At 58.6% G+C, this 26790-nt stretch carries 16 protein-coding genes; 8 read left to right on the top strand and 8 right to left on the bottom strand.

What is annotated here, in order from left to right:
- Window positions 1–460: 460 nt before the first annotated feature.
- On the top strand, window positions 461–3592 hold the full coding sequence (locus H7698_RS20525; protein WP_194692761.1) for a transglycosylase domain-containing protein: 3132 nt from the start codon (window positions 461–463) through the stop codon (window positions 3590–3592).
- Between the two features lie 161 nt (window positions 3593–3753).
- A complete protein-coding gene (locus H7698_RS20530; protein WP_194692651.1) occupies window positions 3754–8553 on the top strand; it encodes an NEL-type E3 ubiquitin ligase domain-containing protein in 4800 nt (1599 codons plus the stop codon).
- An 87-nt stretch (window positions 8554–8640) separates the two neighbouring features.
- Here the strand turns inward: H7698_RS20530 and H7698_RS20535 are convergent, their stop codons facing one another.
- The 6 genes from H7698_RS20535 to H7698_RS20560 form a co-directional block, all read right to left on the bottom strand.
- Window positions 8641–9900, bottom strand: a complete 1260-nt coding sequence (locus H7698_RS20535; protein WP_194692652.1) for a hypothetical protein — start codon at window positions 9898–9900, stop codon at window positions 8641–8643.
- Between the two features lie 47 nt (window positions 9901–9947).
- Window positions 9948–10448 carry a CS1 type fimbrial major subunit gene (locus tag H7698_RS20540; protein WP_194692653.1) on the bottom strand — a complete coding sequence of 167 codons (501 nt, stop codon included), beginning with the start codon at window positions 10446–10448 and terminating at the stop codon, window positions 9948–9950.
- A gap of 33 nt (window positions 10449–10481) precedes the next feature.
- Window positions 10482–11225, bottom strand: coding sequence for a molecular chaperone (locus H7698_RS20545; protein WP_194692654.1), 744 nt, complete (start codon window positions 11223–11225; stop codon window positions 10482–10484).
- A gap of 44 nt (window positions 11226–11269) precedes the next feature.
- Complete coding sequence (locus tag H7698_RS20550) at window positions 11270–12484, bottom strand: hypothetical protein (RefSeq protein ID WP_194692655.1); 1215 nt, start codon at window positions 12482–12484, stop codon at window positions 11270–11272.
- 4 nt (window positions 12485–12488) lie between these two features.
- Window positions 12489–15014: a CS1-pili formation C-terminal domain-containing protein gene (locus tag H7698_RS20555; protein ID WP_194692656.1), complete on the bottom strand. Its 2526-nt coding sequence runs from the start codon at window positions 15012–15014 to the stop codon at window positions 12489–12491.
- 112 nt (window positions 15015–15126) lie between these two features.
- Entirely contained in the window at window positions 15127–15621 is a 495-nt protein-coding gene (locus H7698_RS20560; protein WP_162438748.1) for a CS1 type fimbrial major subunit, read from the bottom strand.
- 503 nt (window positions 15622–16124) lie between these two features.
- Here H7698_RS20560 and H7698_RS20565 point away from each other — a divergent pair.
- Window positions 16125–16700, top strand: a complete 576-nt coding sequence (locus tag H7698_RS20565; protein WP_194692657.1) for a PadR family transcriptional regulator — start codon at window positions 16125–16127, stop codon at window positions 16698–16700.
- Window positions 16697–17482: a siderophore-interacting protein gene (locus H7698_RS20570; protein ID WP_194692658.1), complete on the top strand. Its 786-nt coding sequence runs from the start codon at window positions 16697–16699 to the stop codon at window positions 17480–17482. The genes H7698_RS20565 and H7698_RS20570 overlap by 4 nt, the downstream gene beginning before the upstream one ends.
- Window positions 17483–17847: 365 nt before the next feature.
- Here H7698_RS20570 and H7698_RS20575 read toward each other — a convergent pair whose 3' ends face one another.
- Both H7698_RS20575 and H7698_RS20580 read right to left on the bottom strand, forming a co-directional pair.
- Window positions 17848–18492, bottom strand: coding sequence for a Pr6Pr family membrane protein (locus H7698_RS20575; RefSeq protein ID WP_194692659.1), 645 nt, complete (start codon window positions 18490–18492; stop codon window positions 17848–17850).
- Window positions 18493–18494: 2 nt separating this feature from the next.
- Window positions 18495–18725, bottom strand: a complete 231-nt coding sequence (locus H7698_RS20580; protein ID WP_162438744.1) for a VF530 family DNA-binding protein — start codon at window positions 18723–18725, stop codon at window positions 18495–18497.
- A gap of 372 nt (window positions 18726–19097) precedes the next feature.
- On the opposite strand from H7698_RS20580, the gene H7698_RS20585 reads away from it, so the two are divergent.
- From H7698_RS20585 to lon, 4 genes are all read left to right on the top strand, one after another.
- Complete coding sequence (locus H7698_RS20585; RefSeq protein WP_194692660.1) at window positions 19098–20480, top strand: carbohydrate porin; 1383 nt, start codon at window positions 19098–19100, stop codon at window positions 20478–20480.
- Window positions 20481–20694: 214 nt separating this feature from the next.
- The gene (locus tag H7698_RS20590; protein WP_194692661.1) at window positions 20695–23106 is read left to right on the top strand and encodes a glucose/quinate/shikimate family membrane-bound PQQ-dependent dehydrogenase; all 2412 of its coding nucleotides are present in this window, start codon (window positions 20695–20697) and stop codon (window positions 23104–23106) included.
- A 606-nt stretch (window positions 23107–23712) separates the two neighbouring features.
- The gene (locus H7698_RS20595) at window positions 23713–24012 is read left to right on the top strand and encodes a DUF6124 family protein (RefSeq protein WP_194692662.1); all 300 of its coding nucleotides are present in this window, start codon (window positions 23713–23715) and stop codon (window positions 24010–24012) included.
- Window positions 24013–24214: 202 nt separating this feature from the next.
- Window positions 24215–26632 (top strand): endopeptidase La, encoded by a 2418-nt coding sequence (gene lon, locus H7698_RS20600; RefSeq protein WP_194692663.1) that lies wholly within the window; start codon window positions 24215–24217, stop codon window positions 26630–26632.
- Window positions 26633–26790 lie beyond the last annotated feature (158 nt).

Genomic DNA, 26790 nt, shown 5'->3' on the forward strand with positions numbered 1-26790 from the left:
TGAATCCCCCATCACATGAATCCCCTCACCACTTGAATCCCTCACCACTTGAATCCCCCACCACTTGAATCCCCCACCACATGAATCCCCTCACCACTTGAATCCCCCACCACTTGAATCCCCCACCACATGAATCCCCTCACCACATGAATCCCCCACCACATGAATCCCCTCACCACATGAATCCCCCCACCACATGAATCCCCTCACCACATGAATCCCCTCACCACATGAATCCCCTCACCACATGAATCCCTCACCACATGAATCCCCCACCACATGAATCCCCCACCACCTGAATCCCTTGGACACCTGTATCCCGTTACCACAAAAACGCCTTTTCACAGGTACTTGACGATCGGAAATCGATATTTCTGTATTCACAATTTTTTCACCATCGCCAACCACCGACTAAGCTTCAGACAAGTCCGATCAATCTGCGTGAATGGATCAGTCGACTATGGGCGCGTTATGGCAAACCGATTCGAGTAAAACCGTGGTCCAGACTGAAGCTGTGGATGATGCGCCGCCACCTGAAAAACCCCGTGGCACCAAGCATGGGTGGAAGGCCTTTTGGTTGTTGGTATTGATTATCGCCATCGTCCTTGGGCTCGCTGCTGCCAAGGAAATGCGCACGTCAAAATTCCAGTCCAGGGAAGTCAGCAAGTTTGCCGCCACCCTCAATTACGACCTGCAACCCGGCCCCAGCGATGCGATTCGCTACCCCGGCGCCGGTCCGTTTGATTTGCGCTTGGGCTACAGCTCGCTGAGCGACTTTCTGCCGCGCCTGATCAAGCGCGATTACGTGGTGCAATCGCAAACCCGATTTTCCCAAGCGTTGATGGACTACAGCGGCAAAGGCTTCTTCGTGCCCTATGCGGAAAAAATCCAGGCGGGACTGTCGATCACCGATTGCCGTGGGTCACCGCTGTATCAATACAAATACCCGCAGCAGCTCTATTCCAGCTTCGAGGCAATACCACCGGTGGTAGTGAACAGTCTGCTGTTTATCGAAAACCGCTTCCTGCTCGACCCCCGCCAGCCCCTGGCCAACCCTGCCGTGGATTGGCCACGGTTCGGCATGGCGGCGTGGTCTCAAGTGGCAAAATTGCTGCACATGCCTGGGCAGTCGGCCGGTGGCAGTACCCTGGCCACGCAATTGGAGAAGTACCGGCACTCGCCCGACGGCCTGACGGTGTCGGGGGCGGAAAAGATCCGGCAGATGATTTCCGCCACCGTCCGCGCCTATCAGGCGGGACCGGACACCCTCGTGGCGCGGCAGAATGTGGTGCGTGACTACCTCAACAGCGTGCCCCTGTCAGCCGTTCCGGGCCATGGCGAAGTGCATGGCATGGCGGAAGGGTTACGCGTCTGGTACGGCGCCGACTTCAACACGGCCAACGAAACCCTCGCCAGCACGGCAACGGACCCGAAAACCATGGCGGCAAAGGGCCTGGCCTTGCGCGAAATGCTGTCGCTCATGATCGCCCAGAGGCGCCCTTCCCATTACCTGACCAAGGGTCACGATGAGCTGGCCAACCTTACCGACAGCCACATCCGCCTGCTCGCGCTGAATAATGTGATCGACGCACCACTGTCGGCCGCCGCGCTGGCCAGCAAAGTGACCTATCGCGATTGGGCGACGCAGCCCACTATCCAGCCGATCGAAACCAACAAGGGCATCAGCGTGGCGCGCAGTCGCCTGGGCGGCCTGCTCAATCGTCCCCTGTACGATCTCGACCGTTTGGACCTGTCCGCCACCAGCACCCTGCAAGGCGATCTGCAAACCCGGGCCACCGAATACCTCAAGCACCTCGCCGACCCGGTCTTTGCCGCGCAGATCGGCTTGATGGGCGAGCGCCTGCTGACCCCCACCAGCACCACCCAGGTACGTTACAGCTTCACCTTATTCGAACTGACCCCCGACGGTTCGCGGGTGCGGGTACAAACCGACAGCACCGACCAACCGTTCGACATCAACGAAGGCAGCAAACTGGAACTCGGCTCCACGGCCAAAATGCGCGTGATGACCACTTACCTGCAAATCATCGCCGAGCTGCACGATAAATACGGCGCAATGACCGTACCGGAACTCAAGAAACTCGATGTACCGGACCAGGACCGTCTGAGCCGCTGGGCCATCGACTATTTGATCCAGAATAAAGACCGCAATTTGCAAACCATGCTCGGCGCCGCACTGGATCGTAAATACTCCGCCAGCCCGGGCGAGGCGTTTTTCACTGGCGGCGGGCTGCACACGTTTAACAACTTTCGCAAAGAGGACAACGGCCGACTACCCACTCTGCGTGACGCCCTGCGCGAGTCGATCAACTTGCCGTTCATTCGCCTGATGCGCGACCTGGTGCGCTATGCCACCTACTCCGGCCCAAACAACAGTGCCGAATTACTCAAGGATGATCGCGACCCGAGACGCCAGGAATACCTCGCCTCGTTCGCCGACCGCGAAGGCACGTCGTTTCTGCTGAAGTTCTGGAAAAAGTACAAAAACAAAGACACCCAGGCGCGACTGGAGACCTTCCTCGACAGCATTCGCCCGACCCCGATTCGCATGGCTGCAGTGCATCGTTACCTGCTGCCACAAGCCAGTCAGGAAAGCTTCAACGCCTTTGTTCGCGCACACCTCAAAGGTGCCAAGCTCACCGAGAAACTGACCGATGAACGCCTTGAGCGACTCTATGAGAACTACAGACCCGGCGCCTATGACCTGCCGGACCAGGGCTTCATTGCCAAGGTTCACCCACTGGATCTATGGCTGATGGGCTACCTGCTGAACAACCCGGATGCCAAGTGGAGCCAGATCGTCAAAGCCAGCCAGTTCGAGCGTCAGGAAGTCTACAGCTGGCTGTTCAAGAGCCGTCACAAAGGCGCCCGCGACAGCCGCATTCGCACCATGCTGGAAATCGAGGCGTTCCTCGACATTCATCAGCGCTGGCAGAAAGTCGGCTATCCGTTCGACCACCTCGTGCCGTCGCTGGCCACCGCCATCGGCAGCTCCGGCGACCGCCCGGCCGCGCTGGCCGAGTTGATCGGCACCATCCTCAACGACGGTGTACGGATGCCGACCTTGCGCATCGACACCCTGCACTTCGCCGCGAACACGCCCTATGAAACCAGGCTGATCAATGACCCGGACGTCGGCAAACGGGTGATGCCTTCCGAAGTGGCGACAGCCATGCGCGAGGCCTTGTCGCAGGTGGTGGATGCCGGTACCGCCAAACGCGTCTCCGGCAGTTTCATCACGCCCGATGGCAAACCGTTGGCGATGGGCGGCAAGACCGGGACCGGGGATAACCGTATTGAAGCCGTCGGCTCGGGCGGGCGGATTCTCAGCTCGAAATCGATCAACCGCACCGCGACTTTCGTGTTCTACATCGGCGACACCCACTTCGGCACCTTGACCGCGTTTGTGCCGGGACGTACTGCCGAAGCCTTCAAGTTCACCTCGGCGTTGCCGGTGCAGGTGCTCAAAGGCATGGCGCCGATTTTGACGCCGTATCTGCAACCGGGCAGTGCTTCGCAATGCCACCCCGTGGAGGGTTCGTCCGTGGCGGCAGCCCATCCGACTTCGTGACCCGGTATTGTCCAATAGCAGGTGGTATTCCGTTATTTTTCAGATTCGATTATTCAAAGGTTTGCCCGCACCAAACCCCGGTTTAGCGCAGGTATTCAGGCTTTTTTTTTGAGCCCCGACAGATAGGCTGATCCTTCTTAAAACGATCAAGGATGATTGCCATGTCTGACGCCCCCTCGCCTGCCCAAACCACCGACAAAGGCCGGCACTACACGTTCATCGAGAACACCCTCAGTGACCCGTTCAAAACCGCCACCGTCGGCAGAGCCAAGGCACTGAGTGCCACAGCCCTGAACATGGAGCCGTGGTACCGCACGGTACCCAGCGCTCTTCACGACTCGCTCAAAGCCGCCAACCTCAAAGCCTGGAGTTCTCAGAACCAGGTCGACAAACTGTTCGAACAACTGCAGGACGTTCATTCCTTTGCTGCGCCCCTGCTTCAGGCAAAACTCAAGGAAAAATACGGCATCACCGATGACGTCAAGACGACGTACTTGCGCCTGTACCTTCCCAAAAACCTGCCGTGGTACACGATCAATCTCTCGAACGGTGTCACCACGCGAACCGTTTCGCTGCTGGATGCAGCGCTGCACAACTTCGCAAAAAACGAAACGGTCGATACGGGCTCGGAATTCATCAGCAAACCCGACCAACGCGGACACTTCGATGTTCTGCCGATAAGACACAAAATGACCGTCGGACAGTTTCAGGCGCTGTGCCGGGAACTGGACATCGGCGCGCGGTACAAAGCGCACCTCGAAAGCGTTCTGCTGCCCGGTGACCCCATGGCCGAAGCCGTGATGAAACTCAAGGTCACCAACAGCCAGAAAGACGCACTCGCCGTCGCCGCGCAACTGGCGTTAACCACCGGGGATATCCAGTACGACGTTTACAAACTGGTGCTGGACCTGACAAAGGAGGCACCTCAACTCCTGCTTAACGGCAGACAAATGCTGTGCTGCGACCTCTCGATGATGGAGACCCGTCTGACCGGTATTGTCCTGCTGATTCCTGCCATCAAGGACAGCAGAGGCATTCGACGGCTCATCGCCTATGTGCCCCATGACCCGGATCACCCGCTCAAGGAATATGAATCAACAGACGCCTTCATGTCCGAGCTGACGCGCCAACTGCGCGAAAACAAGATCGGCGCATCATCGAAGCAGACCTACCGACAATTCTTCAGCCAGTTCGTGGATCAACAGCAACGCGGGCACTTTTTTGCAGACCTCGACCAACGTCTTTCCAGCGTCAAATGGCATCAAAAAGAGGATGCAACGGATCAGCGCCCAACGTGGCGTGAGGAATCGGTGACTCGCCCGCGCCTGCAATTCCAGCACCTGCCGCTTACCCGGGATTTCTGGACACACACCTACCAGCAAAAACTCAACAAAGTCCTCAACGACGCACGGGAAATCGCTGTGTCCACTGATGACACCGACAGCAAAGCGCGTTGGGCCTGGTGGGATAATTTCAAAAAAATCGTGTCCGACATCTTCAATGTTGCGCTGTTGATCGCCACGCCGTTCGTGCCGGGAGTGGGCGAGATGATGATGGCCTACACCGTTTATCAGCTGACCAGTGACGTCATCGAAGGGCTCGTCGATCTGGCGGAAGGCCTCGGCCTTGAAGCGGCCGAGCATGTGATCAGCGTGGTGACGGATGTCATCCAGCTGACAGCCTTCGTTGCAGGTGCGCAAATAGGCAGCGCGTTCAAGCTCAAACTGTCGCCGCTGGTCGATGGAATGAAACGGGTCAAGCTGCCCGATGGCAGAGAGACGCTGTGGCATCCCGATCTGCTGCCCTACGAACGCTCGGACTTCACATTGCCCGTTAATTCGAAACCCAACGAGATCGGCCTGCATCAAAACGCCAACCACTACATCCTGCCGCTGGAAGGCAAGGTGTATGTCGTCGAGAAGGCCTCGAACGAGACGAGCTCCAACACGCACCGCATCAAGCATCCCACTCGCCCCAATGCCTATTCACCCAAACTGGAACATAACGGCCACGGTGCCTGGGTGCATGAGGCAGAAAATCCGGGGGATTGGCGAGGTGAAACCCTGATGCGCCGTCTGGGACACCGCGTCGATCGTTTTTCGTCCACGCAGCTGCAACAGATCCGCATCAGCAGCGGCACGGAGCAACCTGTGTTGCGCCGCATGCATATCGAGCAGGCTGCACCGTCGCCGATACTGACGGACAGTATCAAGCGCTTCAATGCGTATGACGAAGCCCAGGCACGTCAAAGCGACATAGGCGCAGAGCTGTACGAGGCCAGTGAAGAGTCAGCCAATGCGCACGTCGGCTTGCTTCGGCAAACGTTCCCGGACATGCCCCTCACCCTCACCGAAACACTCCTGGCTAACGCCAGGCCGGCCGAACTGCAGCGAATGACCGATGAGAATCGACTGCCGCTCAGAATCAAATCCCTGGCCCGCGAAGTGAATTTCGAAGCCGCCAATGCGCGCGCCTATGCGGGATTTTATCGCGACGACATGATGACTCCGGGTACAGAGAAACTGGCGCTCAACACGCTCCAGTTCAATAAGGACATCTTCGGCGATTTGCGTCTGGAAGTGCTGGACGGCACCGATGGTGAAACGCTGCGCAGCAGCATCGGCCCGGAAGAGGCTTCGACGGTTCGGCGGCTGATCAGGGATGAGCAAGGTAAATACGAAGTGCGCGACGGCGCGAACACAACACTTTACGGCACCAGCAACTTCTACGAATCGATCCTGCGCGCCCTGCCTGACGATCGGCGTGCGGCACTGGGATATCAACGAGGTCAGGGAAGCCAGTTAAAACTGTGGATAATGGAGAAATCCGCGCCAGCGGCCGAGCGCCGAACCGTGATGGCAGAACCACCCATTCGCCCGGTGGCCTCTGTCGAAACCGAGAAGCTGGTACGCGGATGGCCCTGGTTTTTCGAACCGACAACCCCGCAGAAACGGGTCAGGAACCTGTATCCGACATTGAGCGAGCAGGAGGCGACTACGTTCGTTGAGGCCTTGCGCGCCAAGGGTGATCCGGAGCTGGGCATTGACCGGCTCAGCGAGGAATGGGAGGCATTACGCAGTACGCTGCAAAAGTGGCGTCAAGATCAACATCCCTCCATGGATAGCTCGGATGTAGTGGTGCCCACCAACAACTTTCGCGACTTTATGGACAATGGCGGACGTCACTTGCATGACCGGCTTCTTGAATGCTTCCAACGCAAAAGCGAGGCATTCGGCGAGCGCAGCGTCCACCCGGATGGCGGCTATACACTGGATTTGTCCACCGACCTTCCCGGTCCCAACCTCGATCGCTGGTGGAAGGACCTGCGTGAGCAACCCGGTATCAACAAATACCTCGACCAAGTGACTGTGCTGAACATGGACAACGTCCGGTTTTCCCCTGGCAGCGATGGCCTGTTGAGCGACTTCCCGCAGATTCGTCATTTGAGCGCCCGCTACAGCGGCCTGACCGAACTGCCGACTGGCATCGGCAAGATGCGTCTGCTCGAAACCTTGCGCCTGTCAAACAACCGCATCAAGTTGACTGCCGAATCCGCCGGCCAGTTGAGAGACCTCACACGCCTGCAAACCCTGAGGCTTGACGGCAATCCTTTGGTGCAACCGTTGGATGTCGGGCGCATGCCCAGGCTGAAAGTACTGAGCCTGAGTACGACCGGGCTGGACGCTTGGCCGGAACACCTGTTCAAGGATGGGGTTAACGCAAAATCCCGTCCCCGCGGATTTCATCTGGACCTGCGAGGCAGTCCGATTACAAACCTGCCCGAAGTCGTGCCGGGATCTGATCATGCATTGATCGTGGCTCGAACACGTCTCGATACCAAAAATCTGTCCATCGCCGATCGAAGTCGCCTGGGAAGCTATCGCGAATCGGTAGGCCTGGCTTTCGAACAAACCTATGACCGGGTTGCGACTGATGAAATCAGCTACTGGCGGTCGTTACCGGACGACTCGCAAATGTACAGCGCCTCCACCGGTGTCGGCACCTATCGGGTTGAGTCCTGGCACGATTTGGCGGCGGAACACGGTTCCGAGGATTTTTTCAAAGTGATCCGCAAACAGAGAGTGAGCGAGGACTATAAGCATCCTGAATCGCGAAAACAGCTGACCAGGCGAGTGTGGCAGATGATCGAAGCCGCCGCCCTGGACGCCGACTTGCGCAGGGAACTGTTCGAAATGGCCCGTCAGCCTGAAACCTGTGGTGATGCCGGATCGCAACTGTTCAACAACATGGGCATAAAAATACTGGTATCCAAGGCGCGCGCGGAGTCGACGTCGGCGCTGGACCTTGAAACAAGCCTGGTCAAACTGGCCAAACAAACGGCTCGCCTGGAACAAGTGGGGAAACTAGCCAGAGAAGAGATCGTCTCTCAGCGCGAAACAAGCCAACGCATACCGCCAGTTCCGAATTATCACGCACCGGACGACGTGGAAATTCACTTGGCCTACGAGACGGGATTGGCCAAACGCCTGGACTTGCCTTGGCAGTCTGAAGGCTTGCTGCATCGGAGCACGGCGCGCGTCGACGATAAAATGATCGACCTCGCTTACAACAAGATTATTAAAGGCGAAGAAGGCGACGGATTGATCAACCAGATGCTTGACTCATTCGAGAATCCGTTCTGGGAGCAACATCTGCAAGCCAACCATCCGAAGGCGCTAGAGACGCAAAAGCGCCTGTTCGAATCGAAACACGAGCAGATCGAAGACTTGCGAATAGCCCAGGAAGCCTGGGCGCGCGAAACGGATGTAACGCAATTGGCCTTGCGCAAAAAAACCCTCGAAGACCTGGCAGCACAGCTGGGGGTTGCACGAAGCGAAGTGTTTACCGGAGAAGAAATGAGCGCGCCGCTGTATCAGCGCCTGATATCAGAGCTGGACGCCACACGGAATGTTCTGGCCAGACAACTGACCCGTGAAGCGATGGCAAAAGCAGGCATTTGACCGCAATTGGGCAGTTCGCCAGAGACTGCCCCTACGTCAGCCCCGAGTGTCATCCACTCGGGGCTGATTGTTTGTCTGCCACGTTGTTCAGCCCACTTCAGAATCCCAGATGACCGTGACATTGCCCGAGTAACTTCGGGAAACGCCCGGATGAAGCATTTCATTCACTGCTTCTCGGGCCACTTCGAAATGCAGCGTGCCGGGTTTCTGGTCTACATAGAAACCCGCCTGAAACAGCTCGGTACCCACACCATCACGACGCAGGGGTCGACGAGTCACCGCTTGTCCCAATCCGTCCGTCAATCCACCTGGCAAAGTAACCCCAACCTCCAGCGGCACGGCGTGACCGGAAATCGGTTCCCACAGTGCACAGTTAATGCCGCTGACATACTGGCATTGCAGGTTCATCTTGAAGCGGCTCGACGCGGAAATATTGAACGTCTGATCGCGGAACAAACGCGTGGGTTTACGCCCCTCAGACAGCCAGGATTGCCAACCGCCTTGGGGCTCCAGGATGACGCGGTTGCCACCCGGGGGAATGTCGACTTTGAGCGTATGCGAGACAATCAGACGAAAGTTCATGATCAACAGATTGTCTGCCGGGATCATGACGTCGCCCATGTCGAAGTCCTGACCCGGGCCTACGGTGTATGTCACGGTGCCGGTGTATTCGCCCGAACCCATTTTCAACGGATCAGGGGTGCGTAACTCGTAGGCATAGACGAAATACAGGTAACGCATGGCCATCGGAATGTCGAATTTCGCCTTTTTACTGCACATCCCGGCGCCTTCGGGGACTTTCCAGAAGCTGTTGTAACCATGCCAGCCAGAGGTGTACATCCCCACGCCCTGGCAGGGCGCTGGTGCATAGAGCCAGGCGCCACCTTCCCACAATTCGTCCCACCACCCTCCTTCAGTAATCTCATGAACGGCAAGGGGCAAACCCAACTCATGACCAATGCCCGCGATTCTCAATTGTAAGGTCGTGGTTTCGCCCGACGTGTGGGTGACCGTGACGTCTCGCCAGCTGGAGGGGACTTTCGCCATCCCTCCCTGACGCGGATCGGCATGATTGGCCTTGATGGGCGCATTGGCGGTAAACGGAATACTCGCGATCAGACTGAACAGCCCCGCCGACTCGCAGGCTTCCGGCGCCTGGCGACAAAACCCTTCCGAGGGCGTCTGATTCTTGAACTGGTTTTTGTGCGGGTTCGCCGGGTCCGGTTGAAACGTGGCTTCAATGTTATGTATCTCCGCCCGCGCCGCGACTGCAAACAGTCCTGACAGCAAGCCGATGCACAGGCTACGACTGCAACGTTTGACGCGTTTTCTGTTGAACACACTCATTGTCTTGCATCCCTGGTGCGGTATCTGAACTCCGGTGCCGGCATCCCCTACTCCCCCGGCGCCCTGGCACTGAACAACAACAGGACGTTGCCGCTGTAGTCCCCTGGCCGATAGCCCCCGACCGGCTTTACCGGCTCGATTTCCAGTGGCACCCGGATGCCCGCGGCCGCGTCGGCCGCCGACACGACTTGCCGGGGGGCAATATCAGGGCTCAACTCCACACCGTTGAAACTGACCCGCAACGCGATGTCGTCGCTCGGCCTGCCGTTGGACAGGTAGGGTGTGGCCTCCAGGCGGGCTTCAATTGCGCTGGTGTCATGGCGCACATCGAAGTTCTTGCGCACACTGCTCAGGGTCGAGGTCGGATGGTCCCAGTGCAGTCGCTGTGGCCGGTGTATCCAGTCGGCTTCAGCCGGGATCAGGTAAAACGAACGGCTCGGGATGGTCAGGGACACCTCGAAGGTGTGCTCTTCCCGGGCCGCCCATGTCAACGAGCCCGTCAGTACCGTCATTGCCGTCAGCACGACGGCGGCGCATTGCTTGATCATGTTCGTTACCCGTTGCGTCAATGAATAGCCGGTCTAGCGACTGACAATCTTCAGGTCGTTTTTGCGGTCGCCTTCGATCAGTTTGAACCGGTACTCGCGCCCCTTTTCCTTATCGAAGCCAAAGACCTTGCCGGCCATGACATGGTGTTTGGTGGTCGCGCCACAGTCGCTTTCATTGCTCAATGAACAGCTTTTGAATTCATCGACAATCACCACGGTATTGCCGTTATTGCGCACCTCGTAACGATTGTCGGTTTCATTGATGACGCTCTCGAACCGTGCGTCCTTGGGCCGAACGAAGAACACGGTGCCGAACCCGGTCATCACGTTGACCCCCGCCGACAGGTTCTTTTTGTAGTCCTCGCGCTCTTCGCTGCTGACCAGGAACTCGTCTTCCTTCTCCGGCACCACCGGCACGAACCGCACACGGAAGTAGCGTTCGCGATCCCGCTCGCCCATGTACACCAGGCGCGTGCCCTGCATGCCCTGGGCCGGCACGATCAGCCGCGCGGGGCTTGCCATCACGCCATTGCGCGAGGCGCCGTCGGTGGCGGTCTCGACAGGGACCTCCTTGGGCGTGCCGTCGGCGTCGTAGACGATTTCCAGCACGTTGACCTTGACGAAAGCGGTGCTGTCGCCGCTGTTGAATACCCGTTTCAGGTAGGTACTTTTATCCGCATCCAGATAGTCATACACGGTGCCGACATTGATCTGCGGCCCGGCGTTCGCCGGCATGCAAAACACGCTGAGCAACCCCAGCAAACACACTCGGTTCATGGTTTTCAATCCTGTGAAAAATGTGAAAGAACTGACCGCAACGGTCATACGTCCGAGTCCCAGATAATGGTGATATCGCCGCTAAGCGTGTCGGTAAAGCCAGGGCGCAACAGGAAGTCGATGGCAGCTCGGCGCATCTCGAACCGTAGCGAGCCGGCCTTGCGATCCAGATAGAACCCGGGTTGAAAGGGGCCGGCCCAAGTGTTGTACCGCAACGGCTGCTGCTTGACTGGCCCCCCGTCGACTCCCGTAATGCCGTCGGGCAGCGTGAGGAATGTTTCCACCTCGGTGACATTGCCTTGGGGGCTGCCCAGCTTGCAGGCAGTGCCACCGGTCGAGTCGCACAGCATCATGACTTTGAAGCGCGACGACGCCGACAGGTAAAACAGTTGGTCGCGGTAGATCCTGGTGGGCTTGCGACCGCCTTCGATCCAGCGCTGCCAACCGCCCTCGGGTTCCAGCGCCACCTTGTTGCCGCCCGGTGGCAGATCGACTTTCAGGGTGTGCTGTACGTCGAGGACGAAGTCCAGGGTCAGGCTGCCGTCGTTTGGAATCATCAGCGATCCCAGATCGATATCGGCGCCGGGGCCCACGGTGTAGGAAATGGCACCGGTATAAAGCCCGCTCGACATGCCCAAGGGGTTGGGCGTGCGTAACTCATAGGCGATGTCGAGGGTGTCAAAGTAGATGGAGGGAATGGGGTAGGTAGCCACCTTCTCACAGAATGCCTCCACAGGTGTTTTCCAGAAAAACCGATAGAAATTGTCGCCATATGCCCCCACGCCGCTGTACTGACAAGGTGGTCGCGTGTTGACCCAACTGCTGGTTGTCCATAGCTTTTTATGGCCTTCCAGTGGGTCCGTTACCCCGACCAGGTTGGCGGCCGAATCGCTCAGAACAAACTGGGAGCCAGCACCGGTGATGCGCACTGCAACGGTCTCTGTTTGTTGCGTTTCAGCATTGGTGACGGTCAACCATCGCCAGTTGGCCGGCATTTTCAGTCCGATGCTTTCGCCGGTCGCGATCGAGCGACTGGAGTCGAACCGAACCGGCAGTTGGATACTGAACATGTTGTTGTCGGCACACTGGCTTGGATAGATCGCGCAATACCCACTGTTCGGTGTTTTGTTGAGAAATTCATTTTTGTTCGGTTGCGAAGGATCGGGCTGAAACAACGCCCTGATTTCCCGATTCGCCGCCTCCGCCGAAGGCACGCTCAATGCCATCAACAACCCCAGGCAGCACGTGGACTTTTTCATAGGATCAACCCGCCTTCTGTTCGGTAAACGTGACGTCCGCCAAGGTGTCCGGCGTGCAGCGCAGATCACCGATCATCAGCACATTGTTTTCACTGCGGTGACGGCTCGCGTCGAGGCGGAACTGACACAGCAACTGATTGCCCTGGCGCACTTCCAGGGTCGGCGAGCCGGCGTTCATTTCCATCGAGAAGAAACCATCGACTTCGGTCACCCCCCGGCTGGCGTGGTTGATCACGTGATGGCCTTTGAGCGGCTGCCCTTTGGCATCGATCAGCCGGCCGAGCACGGTCAGGGTTTTCATCACACGGATCTTGCGATACTCCACCCCGCCCTTGTTCAGGTGATAGCGGGTGCGTGCCGGCTCGATGGTCGCCGCCGGTACGTGGTTGCCCTCGAAGTCGAAACTCACCGAGCTGTTCTGATACGCCGTGATCGGGATGAAGTTACGCCCCGGCCTCAACGCCGCGCTGCCGCCGCTGTAGTCGTCGGCGCGCAGGGCAATGTCATCGATGTCCGATTCCACATCGACAATCAGGCCCGCGCCGCGCATCTCGTACTGGCTGGTCAACATCATTTTTTCGCCGCCGATGGCCAGGGTGCTGTCCAGGTTCAGGCCACCGGTGAAGTTGCCGTTGTAGGACGAGCGCTGAACAAAGCCATCGCCATTGATCTGGTCGGTGCGGAAGTTCGCCAGGCTGGAAAGGCCGACGCCATACGTGTCGGTGAGCGCGGTGACCGAGACGCTTTGCAGTACGTGATCCTTCAGATCCTTGCGCCAGCCGATCGAGCCGTTATTGTCGCGACCGCCGTCCCGCGCCGTGCGCGAGCCGATGCTGCCGGTGATCTGCTGGCCGGGTGCGCCCAATGCCAGGTTGACGCTCAGGTCGACACCGCGATTGCGCGCGCTGCCGCTGCTGTAGCTGCCGGGCCGATCGAACAGCGACAGCCGCCAGTTGCCATCGCTACCGAACAACGTGGTGCGCTGGTTCCAGCCCAGGTCCAGACCGACGCCTTCGACGTTGCCTTCGCTGTGGGACACCCGGGCATTGATCGAACTTTTGCTGCTGAGCCGATGATTGAGCGCCAGGGATGAGTTGCTGGTCTCGCCGACAAACACATTGCGCTGGCGTATCCGCGTGCCGTCCGGCAGGGTTTCGTAGAGGTTGGTGGTGTCCAGCCAGCTGCGGTTGTGGCTGACCACGATGCTGCCGGCGCCATAGTTATAGAGGCTTTGCAGATCGAGGCCGGTGCCATGATCCTGCGTCTGATAGACGTTGGCGTACAGGCTGAGGTGGTTGGCCAGGGTCCAGTCGATGGAACTACCGTACTGCAGTTTTTCGCGAATCTGCCGCGCCGACAGCCCGAGAATCACCCGCGGGTGCATCAGGTAGTTGACCGAGGCGCCTGCCGTGGGGCTGCCGCTGGATTGTTGATCCCAGTTGCTCAGCAGCTTGCTTTCTTCACCGGCGAACAGGTTGTAGCGCCAGCGATCGTCGAGGTTGCGCCAGTTGTTGGGCTTGTACACCAACTCCTGGGTGGTGGAGGTGATCTGGCCGTCTTCGACCAGGCGCACTTCCACTTCGTAGATGCCGCCCGGCAGTGGCCGGGTGTCGAGGGTCTGCAAACCGGCGGGCACCGACTGGGTGTTGATCAGCAGACCGTCGCGATAGATCTCCACCGATCCCTGGCGATTGGCCGTGACGTAGATCGGGTAGACGCTGGGCATCGGGCTGTTGATCGCCAGGCTGTCGGAGCTGCCGTACATGACGCCGACGGCAGTGTCGGGGCTGGTGCCAAACGTACGCGGTTGGCGGGTCAGCCCTTCGGAATTGGGGGTGAAATAGCCCAGGCGCAGGAAGCTGCCTTGCAGTTCGCGCTGGGTGTAAAGCTCATGGACCGCGTGATAAAGCTTGTCATCGGGACCGCCGAGGCGGGCCAATTGCATGTTGAACGTCTGGCTCCAGTTGCCCAGGCTTGCGCTGGCTTCGAGGCCATAGCGTCCGCCCAGATCCTGATCCTGGCCACCGTTGAGGTTGAGCTGGTTACGCACCATCAAACCGCTACTGCCGCCCAGAGGCTGATCGAAGTAACGTTTGGCTTGCACATCGCGCTCAGCGTTTTCGGTGAGGATGGAGACCAACGAGCTTTCCAGGTTGTAGTGCACCGCCAGCACCTGATCCGGACATGTGCCGGTGCAGTTGCCCAGTGGCACGCCTGGTTTGAGGTAGCTCGCCCATTTTTCCCGTTCGGCGGGGCTGAAACGGTTTTCGCTGGTGTCGGTGAATTCGAGCAAGGTAATGCGATCATCGCGAGACAGCACCACCATCGCTTCCCCCAGTGGCTGCTGATCGAGCTCCACCCGAACAGCCAGAGGGACATCAAAGAAATGCTCTTCGAAATCCGCCGGCAGACCTTTGGCCTGGGCCAACAGGCTTCGCGGTGTCGTTCCGGCAGAGGAAACCGGAGCCGCCGCTACACTGGCACAAAACAGCAGCGCAAGCGCCGCCGCGATGGGTGTCATCGGGAACATGAACTCTTTCTCTGATTACGAACTCATTGAAATCCGACGGAGCAAACACTGCTGTTTGCCCCCTCGGGTGACGCGAACCTGAACAGTCAGCGTTTGTTGATCGATGACTCGATCAAGGAGTGACGACCGGAGGAACGGCGTCGAAGGTCATTGCGACAACACCGGTGTAATCGCCCGGTGCAGGAATGGTGGCGTCTTTGAGTGCAATGTTCAGCGCCGCACGGAAGTTGACATCGGACTCAGCCTCGCCCACAACCGGTTTTGGTGTAGTGGTCAGTTCGACATTATTGAGGGTGACTTTCAGATCAGCGGAGTTGGCGCCGGAGATCAGCTTTGGCGTGGTGTCCAGGCTGGCGTGGACCGAGCCATTGTTGTTGCGCAAATCGAAGAAGCCATTGACCTCCCCCATTTTGCCGGAGCTTGGCTGGAAGCTCATGTCCTGATCCTTGTTCACCAGATCAGGGTTAGTCGGCACCACGTAGAAACCGTTGGTCGGCACATGAGCAACGATGCTGATCGAGTGAGCCGCTTCACCGGCAGCAAATGCACCGGACGAACCCAAAGCCAGAAGAGCCAGAGGAGCAGCGATTGCGAGTTTCTTGAACATTGTTAAGTACCTGTTTTCTTTATGGAGTCGGTTCATTGAAAGTTGCAAACAAGAGGACCTTTAGTCCGCCACTTGCCTGGCCTTTCAATGCCCGAGCATCTTCGACTGTTCAAGAATCAAAGTAAGCAGGCAACTTCCCAAGAGCGCGTAGTTAAACCACCCCACACCTCGAAGGAAAAAGAAACAAAAAACCCAAATAGCAAACAGTGACTGTAAGTTACGGCCTACATACAGTTTCATTAAAAAAACCATACAGCAACTTTAACTATGTAACACGGGGCTTTAACAATTTTAGAATACTAACTCTAAACCAATTAGAGTAATAGCTTTAACTTCTGGTTAAATTTTGGGTGTGAGAAAGGTCTTGCTGGCCCTTTGATAATTTGCACAGCGGGGTTACCCACCGCTCGTCAGCTTGAGGCCGCTTTTTTCCTCCCGCATCTTGCGCTCGGCTAAAGATATATCTTACGTTGTATCTAAATACGACGAAGAGAACGCAAAAGATGAGAGACCATCATTCCCCCCACCGCGAACACGGTGACGGCCGCGACGGCTTTGAGAAGCGCCCTGGCCGCGAACGCGGTGGCCGCGGCCCACGGGTTTTCGCCCCCGGAGACTTGAAATTGCTGCTGCTGGCGCTGATAGCCGAGCAGCCGTGTCACGGCTATGACTTGATCCGCCAGATCGAAAACATGTTCGACGGCGCCTACAGCCCCAGCCCCGGCGTGATCTATCCGACCCTGACTTTTCTGGAAGAAAGCGACCTGATTCAGGGCGATGCCGAAGCCGGCAAGAAACGCTATGGGGTGACTGACGCCGGTCGCCAGTCCCTCGCGGATCAGGCGATTGCGCTGGAAGGTGTACGGATGCGCATCGACGTGAGCAAACGCTCATTGCGCGGCCATGATCGTCCCGCCGAGATCCATGAGGCTGTGCATAACCTGCGTCATGCGCTGCAACTGCATCACGGGCGATGGAGTCCGGCGGAAATCCTTCGCGTCAGCTCGCTGCTCAACGACACCGCCAAAGCCATCGTCGACGGCCCTGCCGTTCAAGCCACCCAGGAGAACGCCGAATGACTGCTGTAGAAACCCAAACCATCCACCGCGTCATGCATGAGATCAAACGTCGTCAACTGGAAGTATTGCGCGTGGTCGACCTGACCCCGCGGATGCGCCGCATCACCTTGGGTGGCCCTGAACTGGCAGGCTTCATCAGTCTCGGAACCGATGACCACGTCAAGCTGCTGTTCCCGCAAAACGCGGCGGAACAGGCGGCGCTGGAAACCCTGGTGCTCGGTGCGGGCAAAGACGACGGCCCCAAGCCTGCCATGCGCGACTACACGCCGCGTCGCTACGACCTGAACACACTGGAGCTGGACATCGATTTCGTCTTGCACGGCGATGGTCCTGCGTCGACGTGGGCCGAACAGGCCAAACCCGGCCAGTTCCTGCACATCGGCGGGCCACGGGGCTCGATGATCGTGCCGGACATTTTCGACAGCTACCTGCTGATCGGCGACGAGACCGCCCTGCCCGCCATCGCACGTCGGCTGGAGGGGTTGGCGGCCAACCGTCGGGTGCTGGTGATTATTGAAGTGGAAAACGGCGCCGAGCAGCAAAGGCTCGAAAGCGCGGCGCAGGTCGATGTGATCTGGGTATTGCGCGAGGGTGGTAAAGACCACTTGCTGACGACCGTGAAGCAGTTGCAGGTGCCTGGCGGGAATCTGTATGCGTGGGTAGCGACCGAGACCAAAGTGTCGCGGCAGATTCGTCGGATTCTGCTGGATGAGCACGGGCTGGACGAGCAGTTCGTCAAGGCGGTCGGCTACTGGCGGCTGGATGACAGCGACGACGAATGACAGCTTTTGTCTCGTCGGTTTCCTGTGGCTAAAGGTCTTCTGGGGCTAGAGCTCTGCTGTGGCTTGAGCTCTGCTGTGGCTTGAGCTCTGTTGTGGCTTGAGCTCTGCTGTGGCTAGAGCTCTTCTGTGGCTTGAGCTCTGCTTTGGCTAGAGCTCTTCTGTGGAGGGGACTTCTGTGGCGAGGGGACTTGTCCCCGTTGGAGTGCGAAGCGCTCCCAAAATCTTCGACAGCTGTCGACATTTTTGGGGGGGGCATAAATTTTGGGTCTGCTTCGCAGCCCAACGGGGACAAGTCCCCTCGCCACAGAAGTCCCCTCACCACAGAAGTCCACTCAACACAGAAGTCCCCTCGCCACAGTGGGTGTTCAGCTTCGACCCGCGCGCCACCGATCCAGCCCGATAACCAACAGCGCAATCACCACAAACCCCGCCAATAACCCGCCCGCATTCACCAACACCTGTGGATAACCGAGCTTGTCCACGTCAATAAACGGATACGGGTAAACCGCCAGCACATGCCCGCGAAACAGCGAATAGGCGAAGTACACCAGCGGATAAATCACCCACAGGCCGATATGCCGCAGGCGCAACGTGCCTTTGGGCACGCAGCACCACCAATAGACCAGAAACAGCAGCGGCATGACGTCGTGCATCAGCTCATCGGCCAGGAACTGCCAGCCTTCGGGATGCCACAGATGGCGCAGCAGCACGCTGTACGCCAGCCCGACCACGGCAATACTCACCGCCACCGCGCTGCTCACCCACGGCTGCAAAAACCAGCGGCGTGCTGCCGAGTCGCGGGATGTCAGTTCACAGGTCAGGACGGTGGCTACCAGCGTGTTGCTCAGTACCGTGAAGTAGCTGAAGAAGCTGATCAGCCCGCCGAGCAAACTGGCTTCCAGCGTCCAGCGTGAGTAGAGAATCAGGTACAGCTGAATGCTCAAACCTGCCCAGCCGAGGATGGCCGCCACGGCCACAAAACGTCGTCGCGCGGCAGAGTGGTTGACCATGTTCAGACCGGTCGCTTGGTGCGCATCAACTTGATGTACAGACGCTCGACTTTCTCCCGCGCCCACGGGGTTTTGCGCAGGAAGGTCAGGCTCGACTTGATGCTGGGATCGCTCTTGAAGCAGCGAATATCAATGCGCTCGGCCAGCCCCGACCATTCGTAATGCTCAACCAGGGCATTGAGGATTTGCTCCAGCGTCACGCCGTGCAGCGGGTTGTTGTTCTGTTCGGTCATGCCGGGCCTTCGAGCGGTGAAAGAATGGGAAGCCGCGCACCTTAGCCGAGGGGATCTTCGGGTGGAAGGGCTGAGTTTGCTCTTGGCTAAATGTAGGTGAAAACCTGGATAGGGATAGGGATAGGGACTTGGGGTTCGGACTGGATATGGATATGGACCTGTGGGAGCAAGGCTTGCTCCCAAAAGCGTTGCGCCGACAGAAAGCAGGTGGACTGTTACCAAATCCGAAACGCTGCATGTCAGTAAAAGCCCTTTCTCTATTTGTAACAGAACATTATCCTTACGCCCGCACCCGCTGAAACGCTTCCGCTGCCTGCTTCACGCCTGCTGTTTTCAGTTCATTCCCCAGAAAAAGATCAAGAATCTCCCCCCATGCCCGATTTCCACACTTTGCGAGACAGCGCTGTCTGCTTGTCTGTTGCCAGTCGAAAAGCCCTCAACCTGATTGGCGGCTTCACCGCATTAGGCCTTGCTACCTGCACCCAGGCCGCTCCGGCCTTCGATAGCGAATCACCGTGGATGCTCGGTGACTGGAACGGCAGTCGCACCGAACTTTCGGAAAAAGGCTACGACTTCAAAGTCGATTACACCGGTGAAATGGGCAGCAACCTGCACGGCGGTTACGACCACGATCGCACGGCGCGGTACAGCGACCAGTTCGGCTTCGGCACGCACCTGGACCTGCAGAAAATCCTGGGCTGGGACGACGCTGAGTTTCAGCTGACGATCACCGAACGCAGCGGCAACAACATCAGCAATGACCGCATCAACGATCCCCGCGTCGGTGGGTTCACCTCGGCCCAGGAAGTCTGGGGCCGCGGGCAGACCTGGCGTCTGACGCAGATGTGGTATCAGCAAAAATTCTTCGATCAGAAACTCGACATCAAGGCTGGCCGCTTCGGCGAAGGCGAAGACTTCAACAGCTTCCCCTGCGACTTCCAGAACCTGGCGTTCTGCGGTTCCCAGGTCGGTAACTGGGTCGGCGGCATCTGGTACAACTGGCCGGTCAGCCAGTGGGCCATGCGGGTCAAATATCACCTGACACCCGAGCTGTACGCGCAGGTCGGTGCCTATGAGCAGAACCCGTCCAACCTGGATCGCGGTAATGGTTTCAAACTCAGTGGCAGCGGCACGCAGGGTGCGATCCTGCCGGTGGAACTGGTGTGGTCGCCCAAGCTCAATGGCCTGCCAGGCGAGTACCGCGCCGGTTACTACTACAGCAACGCCAAGGCCACCGACGCCTACAAGGACAGCAACGGTCAGCCGGCTGCCTTGAGTGGCGAGGCTTACCGCAGTGCCTCCAGCAAACACGGCGTGTGGCTGGGTGTGCAGCAACAACTGACCAGCCGCGCCAGCGACAACTCCCGCGGTTTGAGCGTGTTCGCCAACGGCACGATGCACGACAAGAAAACCAATGCCATCGACAACTACGTCCAGGCAGGCGTCGTCTACAAAGGCCTGTTCAATGCACGCGCCAAGGACGACATCGGTTTCGCCATGGCCCGCGTCCACGTCAACCCGGCCTATCGCAAGAACGCCGAGGCGACCAATCAGGCTCGCGCCGTCTACGACTTTGACGATCCGTCTTATCTGCCACCGCAGGACACCGAATACAGCGCCGAACTCTATTACGGCGTGCACGTCACGAACTGGCTCACCGTGCGCCCGAACCTGCAATACATCCGCCATCCCGGTGGCGTGGACCAGGTCGATGACGCGCTGATTGGCGGGATCAAGGTCACCTCATCTTTCTAATCCATGCCCTAAAACCTGTGGGAGCGGGCTTGCCTGCGATAGCGGCGTGTCAGCCAACGTTGACGCCGACTGACACACCGCCATCGCTGGCAAGCCCGCTCCCACAATGACCGCGCCAACAGTTTCACTTTTTCATATGAACCATGCCCGCACAGGATCGTCATCTACAGTGAACTTGCGCGGACTTACTTAAAACGTCACGGAGAACCACACTATGAGCACTGATGGTGCTTTGAGTCGAAGCCGTCTATTGCCGACGCTGCTCGGCATTCTGCTTCTGCTAATGGGCCTGGCCATGCTGGCCGGGGGGATCAAGCTGAGCATGCTGGGCGGCTCGCTGTACTACCTGCTGGCCGGTATCGGCATGGCGCTGACTGGTGCGCTGCTGATTGCTGCCCGCCGCGCAGCACTGGGCCTCTACGCGTTGGTGCTGTTCGCCAGCACTGTATGGGCATTGTGGGAGGTCGGCCTCGACTGGTGGCAACTGGTGCCGCGACTGGCACTGCTGTTCGCCCTCGGCATCGTCATGTTGCTGCCGTGGTTCCGTCGTCCACTGCTGCTTACCGGCGCCGCCCCCATGGGCACCGGCGCACTGAGCGTGGCTGTTGTGCTGGCGGGCGTTACTGCACTGGCCAGCCAATTCACCAACCCTGGTGAAATCAAGGGCCAACTGGATCGCGACAGCGTTGACGGCATGACCAACACCGCACCGGCCATGGCCGATGGTGACTGGAATTCCTACGGCCGCAGCGCGCATGGCGACCGTTACTCGCCACTGGCGCAGATCACCCCGGAAAATGCTCACAAGCTGGTTCCAGCCTGGACTTACCGCACCGGTGACATTCCTGGCCCTAACGATCCGGGCGAAACCACCGCTGAAAACACCCCGCTGAAAGTCAACGGCATGCTCTACGTGTGCACGCCGCACAGCCAGGTGATCGCGCTGGACCCGGACACCGGCAAGGAAATCTGGCGTTTCGATCCGAAGCTTTCGACGCAAAACGCGGCGAACTTCAAGGGTTGGGCGCACATGACCTGCCGTGGCGTGTCGTATCACGATGACGCCGTTTACGCTTCCGAGCAGAGCCCGACCGGCACCGCCAGCCCTGCCCCGGTCAGCGCTGTTTGCCCGCGTCGCATCTTCCTGCCGACCGCCGATACCCGTCTGATCGCCCTGGATGCCGACACCGGCAAAATGTGCGAAGACTTCGGCGATAAAGGCCAGATCGACCTGAGCGCCAACATCGGCGGCTTCAATGCCGGCGGTTACTACTCCACCTCGCCACCGGCCGTGACCAAAGACCTGGTAGTGATTGGCGGCCACGTGACCGACAACGTTTCCACCGACGAGCCAAGCGGCGTGATCCGCGCGTTCGACGTGCATACCGGCAAACTGGTGTGGAACTGGGACAGCGGCAATCCGGACGACACCACGCCGATTGCCGATGACAAGGTCTACACCCGCAACTCGCCGAACATGTGGTCCATGTTCGCCGTCGATGAAAAACTCGGCATGCTCTACCTGCCAATGGGCAACCAGACCCCGGACCAGTTCGGTGGTGATCGTACCCCTGAGTCGGAACTGCATGCCGCCGGCCTGACCGCGCTGGACATCGCCACTGGCCAGGTACGCTGGCACATGCAGTTCACCCACCATGACCTGTGGGACATGGACGTCGGTGGCCAGCCAACCCTGATGGACCTGAAAACCGCTGATGGCGTGAAGCCAGCGGTACTCGCGTCGACCAAGCAAGGCAGCATCTACGTGCTGGACCGCAGCACCGGCAAGCCGATTGTGCCGATCAATGAAGTGCCGGTTCCACAAGGCGCCGTCGCAGGTGATCACACTTCGCCGACCCAACCGAAATCCGACCTGAACCTCATGCCGCCACCGTTGCAGGAACGCGACATGTGGGGCGTGACGCCATTCGATCAACTGATCTGCCGGATCGACTTCAAATCCATGCGCTACGACGGCCCGTTCACGCCGCCATCGCTGCAGGGTTCGATCGTTTATCCAGGTAACTTCGGCGTGTTCGACTGGGGCGGTATCTCGGTTGATCCGGTGCGTCAGATCGCGTTCGTGAACCCGAGCTACATGGCGTTCAAATCGAAAATGATCCCCGCTGCCGAAATCGCTGCCCAAGGCCCGCGTAAAAGCGAAACCGAAGGCGTGCAGCCGAACAAAGGCGCGCCATACGGCGTAGTCCTCGAAGCGCTGCTGTCGCCAATGGGCTTGCCTTGCCAGGCGCCCGCTTGGGGCTACGTGGCGGCAGTCGATCTGACCACTTCCAAAGTCCTGTGGAAGCACAAGAACGGCACCGTGCGCGACAGCTCGCCGGTTCCGATTCCGCTGAGCATGGGCGTTCCAAGCCTGGGCGGGACCTTCGTGACCGCCGGTGGCGTTGGCTTCCTGAGCGGCACCCTCGACCAGTACCTGCGTGCCTATGACGTTAAAAACGGCAAGCAGCTGTGGGAAGGTCGTCTGCCAGCAGGCGCACAAACCACACCGATGACCTACACCGGCAAGGACGGCAAGCAATACGTGCTGGTCGTTGCTGGCGGTCATGGCTCGCTGGGCACCAAGCAGGGTGACTATGTGATGGCGTACAAACTGTCCGAGTAAGTTTTAGCGGCAGTTATTAGGAAAGGCGACTCCTGCGAGGGGGTCGCCTTTTTTTGTGGCTTGTTGAATTTAATGGCTGACACACTACTGGCCTTCTGTGGGATATGCCCTGTGAGACATCATCTGGGGGAAGACCATTTGTGGGACACCACCTGTGGGAGCTGAGCTTGCTCGCGAAAGCGGTGTGTCAGGTGACTTCAATGCTGAATGTTAAACAGTCATCGCGAGCAGGCTCACTCCCACATTTGATCGCGATCGGCCTGAAAAAACGGGTTCAGGTCCTACAGATGCCTTTGGTAACAAAGAGAATTCCGACAGACTCTAGCGGTTGTTGTATCGGAAGCCGGAAAGATAGGCTTTTGGAGTCGCTGAGACTTCAGCGAACGGGCGTCGCGGCCCGAATTAGCTTACTTGGTGCATAATCACCCGCCCCGAACCGACGGTTCTTCAATTTTCGTCGTCTGGTCTTATGGTGGCTGTGCGTGGGATACCTTCGGGTATGCCGGGTTTGCCAAGTAGCTCGGTCCGCGAACCTGCGCACAGCTGCCACCTTTGATTGCGTCGCGGTGATCAGTGGCAGCTCCATTACCTACTTGGAGCTTCACCATGTTCAAACCAACCCCGAATCCCCCTGAAACCGACGACCTCCCTCCCCGCCCGTCGATTGCCGACATCAAAGCCTCACCCCGCACGCCCAGTACCCTATTCACAGTGGACCCGCAGGCCACGACCGAGACCCTGGCGGTTTATCTGGTCGAGACGCTGGCTTCGGTCGATGTGATGGTCCATCAATTGGTAGACCACCTTGATGGTGGATCGCGCAATGTTTTGCTGGGTATTTCAAACAGCATCATGCTGGCGGAGATCACGGCGAACCGGGTGCTGGATCAAATCAATCTTCCCTAGCAGACGCATTCCTCTGTGTCTGTGACCTTTGCTCTGTGCCCTGTGGCGAGGGAGCAAGCTCCCTCGCCACAATGACGTGCTGCGTTATTGCGGAATAATCGAACGCTTGCGCAATACTCGAATACGCTGAATTAACCCCTCCCATTGAAACCACCCCCCGCCTGCCCCATCTAAGACCCATATCCCATTGCGCAGGTGCCCCATGAGCGACCAGCAAGAACTCCCCGAAGACCTGAGCGAATACGCCGATCCGGAGAACGCCGAACACCATTCCACCGGCAAAGGCCTCGCCCTGCCAGGCCAGAACCTGCCGGACAAGGTTTACATCATCCCGATCCACAACCGCCCGTTCTTCCCGGCGCAAGTACTGCCGGTCATCGTCAACGAAGAACCGTGGGCTGAAACACTGGATCTGGTCAGCAAATCCGATCACCACTCCCTGGCCCTGTTCTACATGGACACGCCCCAGGAAGACCCCCGCCACTTCGACACCTCGGCCCTGCCGCTCTACGGCACGCTGGTCAAGGTGCACCACGCCAGCCGCGAAAACGGCAAGCTGCAGTTTGTTGCCCAAGGCCTGACCCGCGTGCGCATCCGCACCTGGCTCAAGCACCATCGCCCGCCGTACCTGGTGGAAGTCGAATACCCGCACCAGCCCACCGAGCCGACCGACGAGGTCAAGGCCTACGGCATGGCGCTGATCAACGCGATCAAGGAGCTGCTGCCGCTCAACCCGCTGTACAGCGAAGAGCTGAAGAACTACCTCAATCGCTTCAGCCCCAACGATCCGTCGCCCCTGACCGACTTTGCCGCCGCCCTCACGTCTGCGACAGGCAATGAGTTGCAGGAAGTGCTCGATTGCGTGCCGATGCTCAAGCGCATGGAAAAAGTCCTGCCGATGCTGCGCAAGGAAGTCGAAGTCGCGCGCCTGCAGAAAGAAATTTCCGCTGAAGTGAACCGCAAGATCGGTGAGCACCAGCGCGAGTTTTTCCTCAAGGAACAGTTGAAGGTCATCCAGCAGGAGCTGGGCCTGACCAAGGACGACCGCAGCGCCGACATCGAACAGTTCGAACAGCGTCTGGAAGGCAAGGTGCTGTCCGCTCAGGCGCAAAAACGTATCGAAGAGGAAATGAACAAGCTGTCGATCCTCGAGACCGGCTCGCCCGAGTACGCGGTGACCCGCAACTACCTCGACTGGGCGACATCGGTGCCGTGGGGCGTGTATGGCGAGGACAAGCTCGACCTGAAACACGCGCGCAAGGTGCTGGACAAGCACCACGCCGGTCTGGACGACATCAAGGACCGTATCCTCGAATTCCTCGCCGTGGGTGCCTATAAAGGCGAGATCAGCGGTTCGATCGTGCTGCTGGTCGGCCCGCCTGGTGTGGGTAAAACCAGCGTGGGCAAATCCATCGCTGAATCCCTGGGGCGTCCGTTCTACCGCTTCAGCCTCGGCGGCATGCGCGACGAAGCCGAGATCAAGGGGCACCGCCGCACCTACATCGGCGCGCAACCGGGCAAACTCGTGCAGGCGTTGAAAGACGTTGAAGTGATGAATCCGGTGATCATGCTCGACGAGATCGACAAGATGGGTCAGAGCTACCAGGGCGATCCGGCCTCGGCGCTGCTGGAGACCCTCGACCCGGAACAGAACGTCGAATTCCTCGACCACTACCTCGACTTGCGCATGGACCTGTCGAAAGTGCTGTTCATCTGTACCGCCAACACCCTGGATTCGATTCCCGGCCCGTTGCTCGACCGGATGGAAATCATTCGCCTGTCGGGTTACATCACTGAAGAAAAAATCGCCATCGCCAAACGTCACCTGTGGCCCAAGCAGCTTGAGAAAGCCGGCGTGTCCAAAGGCAGCCTGAGCATCAACGACAGCGCGCTGAAGGCGTTGATCGACGGTTACGCTCGCGAAGCCGGGGTGCGCCAGCTGGAGAAACAGCTGGGCAAACTGGTGCGCAAGGCTGTGGTCAAGCTGATCGACGATCCGAAAGCAGTGATCAAGCTCGGGCCGAAAGACCTCGAAGCCTCCCTCGGCCATCCGGTGTTCCGCAACGAACAGGTGCTGTCAGGCACCGGCGTCATCACGGGCCTGGCCTGGACCAGCATGGGCGGCGCGACCCTGCCGATCGAAGCGACGCGGATTCACACCTTGAACCGTGGCTTCAAACTCACCGGGCAACTGGGCGACGTGATGAAAGAGTCGGCGGAAATCGCTTACAGCTACGTCAGCTCCAACCTGAAGTCGTTCGGCGGCGATCCGAAATTCTTCGACGAAGCTTTCGTCCACCTGCACGTTCCAGAAGGCGCCACCCCGAAAGACGGCCCGAGCGCGGGCGTGACCATGGCCAGCGCCCTGCTGTCCCTGGCCCGCAACCAACCGCCGAAGAAAGGCGTGGCGATGACCGGCGAGCTGACGTTGACCGGTCATGTTTTGCCGATTGGCGGGGTGCGCGAGAAGGTGATTGCGGCGCGGCGGCAGAAGATTTTCGAATTGATCCTGCCGGAGCCGAATCGTGGCAGTTTCGAGGAGTTGCCGGATTATCTGAAGGAAGGGATAACGGTGCATTTCGCCAAGCGTTTTGCGGATGTGGCGAAGATATTGTTCTAAGCCGACAGACCCGACACCGAAACGGTCAGACTGCAGTCTGGCCGTTTTTTTTCACGTCAAACAGCTCGCTATTAATCGGAAATTCGAATAGAAAACTGACAGTTCTAACAGTATCCCGGGCTTCTCACTGACGATACCTTCAAGGCTTCTACATTCCT

This window comes from Pseudomonas sp. p50(2008) (assembly GCF_015351605.1).
In the GTDB taxonomy this organism is placed as follows: Bacteria; Pseudomonadota; Gammaproteobacteria; order Pseudomonadales; family Pseudomonadaceae; genus Aquipseudomonas.